This window comes from Bradyrhizobium sp. LeoB3 (assembly GCF_055456055.1).
In genome coordinates, this window is sequence record NZ_JBVBEF010000240.1 from 1 (window position 1) to 2729 (window position 2729).

Genomic DNA, 2729 nt, shown 5'->3' on the forward strand with positions numbered 1-2729 from the left:
GCGCTATGGCCTCAAATCTTGGATCGAAGCCGCCAAGAAGCGATTGCACCACAACGTGCTGGCGATTGCGCTCGCCAGCAAGCTCGCCCGGATCGCCTGGGCGGTCCTCAACAAGGGCCGCCTCTTCGAAGGCGTCAAGCCGGAGGAGACGGCGTCCCGACCTGCCTGATCCTCGCGCCGTGCTCGGCGCCGTCAAGGCGCCGCCTGGCAGTGGTGGAGCAAGGCGTCAGGACAGCACGACGGCCGGCCTTGACGGCCCTTAGCGCGCGGCGCGTCTGCGCGCGCAGGCCGGGACGAAGGAACGGACCGCCAGGCACGAGGAACAGCGCGAAGTGAGGAGCCCATCGATGACGTAACCAACATCCCTTACCCGCCGAGGTCTGCGAGAGGATGAGACGACCATGGAGGATCGGTCTTCCCGGCGCATGCGAACACTGGTGACCCGAATGGCCCGCTCGAGGCCGCTCCGCTAATCAGCTCGCATGCGCGCTGATATCCATGATGGCCCGGAGCCCAGCACGCTCCAAGCAGAGGCCGGATACATTGCTGCAAGACCGCATCTGCCAGGTTGACGCAACCGCTTGCAACGCGCGGCCGGACCATACATTGGGTCAAGATGAGAACTCAAGGTGAGCAAATTTGGACCGCCTTGCCTCAGGGAGCAGACCTCAATGAGGCGTCTCGCCACGTCGCTGATGGGCCACGAACGGACGTTGCTACAGCTCGTTTGCGCCATTTCAAAAACTGCAAAGAAAACCCGTATGCGGAAATCAAGCGGCGCGGTGCAGGCATGTATCGCGGAATTGCGCGCGGGAAGCGACCTGGAATCATGGAATCATTTGCGGATCCTCGCTCACTCCGCCGCGCGACGCTCGGCCGAGCGCAGACGCATTGGCTTGCCGGCCGGCGGGTTGCGCGGACCGTTTCCGTCCAGCGCGCGTAGCGCTTCCAGAATTTCATAGATATGAACAGGCGCCTTTAGTCCGTCCGGCGCGCCTAACGCTGGACAGGACGCGATCGCCGAGGCATCAGAGGCCCATGACGCGAGGACGGCGCGCTTCTCGGCCAGACTCAAATTCGGGTCAGCGACGACGTCGCGCGGATGCGAGAACACCGTGCCGGGGTGAAGAAGAGCATTGAAATCGAAGACGTTGTCGTGTGCGGGCGTCCTCCGCATGGCTAACCTCCCATCAAGACGCGTTTAAGGTGGCCGCGCGGGAGAACCCGCGCGGCGGCGATCGGAACCAAGCCGCGGGGTCGTCAGGCGGCCTTGCCCTCGATCTGCTTGACTTGCCCGGCGCTTGCGCCCGCGATGGCGATGCGCCGCGGCTTCATAGCCTCGGGAATCTCGCGTTGAAGCTCGATGACCAACAGACCATTCTCGAAGTGCGCGCCCTTGACCTCGACGTGGTCAGCCAGGGTGAACTGCCGCTTGAAGGGGCGGGTCGACATTCCGCGATGCACAAAGGTCTTCTCGTCCTTCTCGGCCTTATGACCTTCCAACGTCAGGACATTCTGCGCCGCCGTAAGGGCCACTTCGTCCGGTGAGAATCCGGCGAGCGCCACCGAGATTTGGAAGCGGTTCTCGTCGAGCCGCTCGATGTTATAGGGGGGATAGGTCTCTTCGGCGGTCCGCTGGACCTCATCGAGAACGTCAAACAGGCGGTCGAAGCCAATGGTCGACCTCCACAGAGGAGTCCAATCATACCTCATAGCCAAATCCTCCAAAGAGCAAGTTGGGTACGAGCTGGCACCGGACACCTTCCGGCGCCCGCCTTGATTTCGGGGCCCCGAAGGCGCCCCGGCCGTCATGACTGCGGCGACCCAAAAAATCTGCAACGAGCAAAAAAGTTTCAAGAGGGTGACGAAAAATTTTAGCGCCCTGGCGGCGGTCTGGTTAAGCGTTGTCGTCGTGCAAGGTTACATCCGCTTTCGGAATGACGCGGCGCAGAAATCTGCCGCTGACAGTCGGGTCCGCGACGCCAGGGCGCGCGAGATCGCCGATGAGGCCGGCGCGCGAGACCTATCTCGAATGTCCGCATTGCGGTGGACAGCCACAAGGCGGCGATGAACGAGCGCGGCCAGTACGTCGCACCCGGGCAGACCATCGATCGCAGCGGCCGGGTTTCCGGCGGTCCACCGGATACGATGTCGGTGAGCTATTGGGTTTCGGGCCTCGCTTCGCCGTTCGTCTCGTTCGGTGATCGCATTCGCATCTATCTCGAAGCCATCGCGCTTGGCGACGACGCGATGGTGCCGCAAGCGATCAATGCAGGTTTCATTCGCCCGGCGGGGCGAGGTGCCGGAATGGGCCGAGATCAAGGAGAAAGCGCGCCACGCCAAGTATCGGAGGGGTGAATCCCCTTCCATCCCCTACGTCATTCGCGGCTGGAGCGCCCGCGCCATGTCATGGCTGATCGATTTGGGGTGTTTCGGATCGCAGCGCTCCGCTGCGCTCGATGACCGCTCGGGGTGTTGGTTGTGTGCAAACAGATGGGTCGGTACGCGACCGTGGTCGCCAATCATTGCAGGCGGCCGATGTTCTCACGTCTGATCATCCAATGCCCGGCCAAAGTAGGTATCGCGACGCGGTATTGCGCTCTTTGAGGCACTTTCCGGCCTTCAGGCGGCGCGGATGGCTGCAATCAGGCGCGGTTTGCCGACGATGTTCATCACCCGTGTGAGGTTATAAGCGAGAACATGCAGCGCCATCTCAGCGGCGACATTCC

The 2729-nt window shown here is 62.6% G+C and carries 4 protein-coding genes and 1 pseudogene; 3 read left to right on the forward strand and 2 right to left on the reverse strand.

Annotation, left to right across the window (positions count from 1 at the left end; genetic code table 11):
• A pseudogene (locus ACZXDY_RS45330) lies at nt 1–169 on the forward strand (IS110 family transposase); the annotation flags it as partial.
• Between the two features lie 684 nt (nt 170–853).
• Here ACZXDY_RS45330 and ACZXDY_RS45335 read toward each other — a convergent pair.
• Nucleotides 854–1177 carry a hypothetical protein gene (locus tag ACZXDY_RS45335; protein WP_028169408.1) on the reverse strand — a complete coding sequence of 108 codons (324 nt, stop codon included), beginning with the start codon at nt 1175–1177 and terminating at the stop codon, nt 854–856.
• Nucleotides 1178–1260: 83 nt separating this feature from the next.
• Nucleotides 1261–1713, reverse strand: coding sequence for an Hsp20 family protein (locus ACZXDY_RS45340; protein ID WP_028169407.1), 453 nt, complete (start codon nt 1711–1713; stop codon nt 1261–1263).
• Nucleotides 1714–1810: 97 nt separating this feature from the next.
• Between ACZXDY_RS45340 and ACZXDY_RS45345 the strand changes: the two genes are divergently transcribed.
• The gene (locus tag ACZXDY_RS45345) at nt 1811–2071 is read left to right on the forward strand and encodes a hypothetical protein (RefSeq protein WP_028169406.1); all 261 of its coding nucleotides are present in this window, start codon (nt 1811–1813) and stop codon (nt 2069–2071) included.
• A complete protein-coding gene (locus ACZXDY_RS45350; protein ID WP_028169405.1) occupies nt 2068–2358 on the forward strand; it encodes a hypothetical protein in 291 nt (96 codons plus the stop codon). The genes ACZXDY_RS45345 and ACZXDY_RS45350 overlap by 4 nt, the downstream gene beginning before the upstream one ends.
• Nucleotides 2359–2729: the final 371 nt, after the last annotated feature.

Coding starts and splice junctions, on each gene's coding strand:
- ACZXDY_RS45335 (WP_028169408.1), bottom strand. CDS start 1,177: ATGCGGAGGACGCCCGCACACGACAACGTCTTCGATTTCAATGCTCTT.
- ACZXDY_RS45340 (WP_028169407.1), bottom strand. CDS start 1,713: ATGAGGTATGATTGGACTCCTCTGTGGAGGTCGACCATTGGCTTCGAC.
- ACZXDY_RS45345 (WP_028169406.1), top strand. CDS start 1,811: ATGACTGCGGCGACCCAAAAAATCTGCAACGAGCAAAAAAGTTTCAAG.
- ACZXDY_RS45350 (WP_028169405.1), top strand. CDS start 2,068: ATGAACGAGCGCGGCCAGTACGTCGCACCCGGGCAGACCATCGATCGC.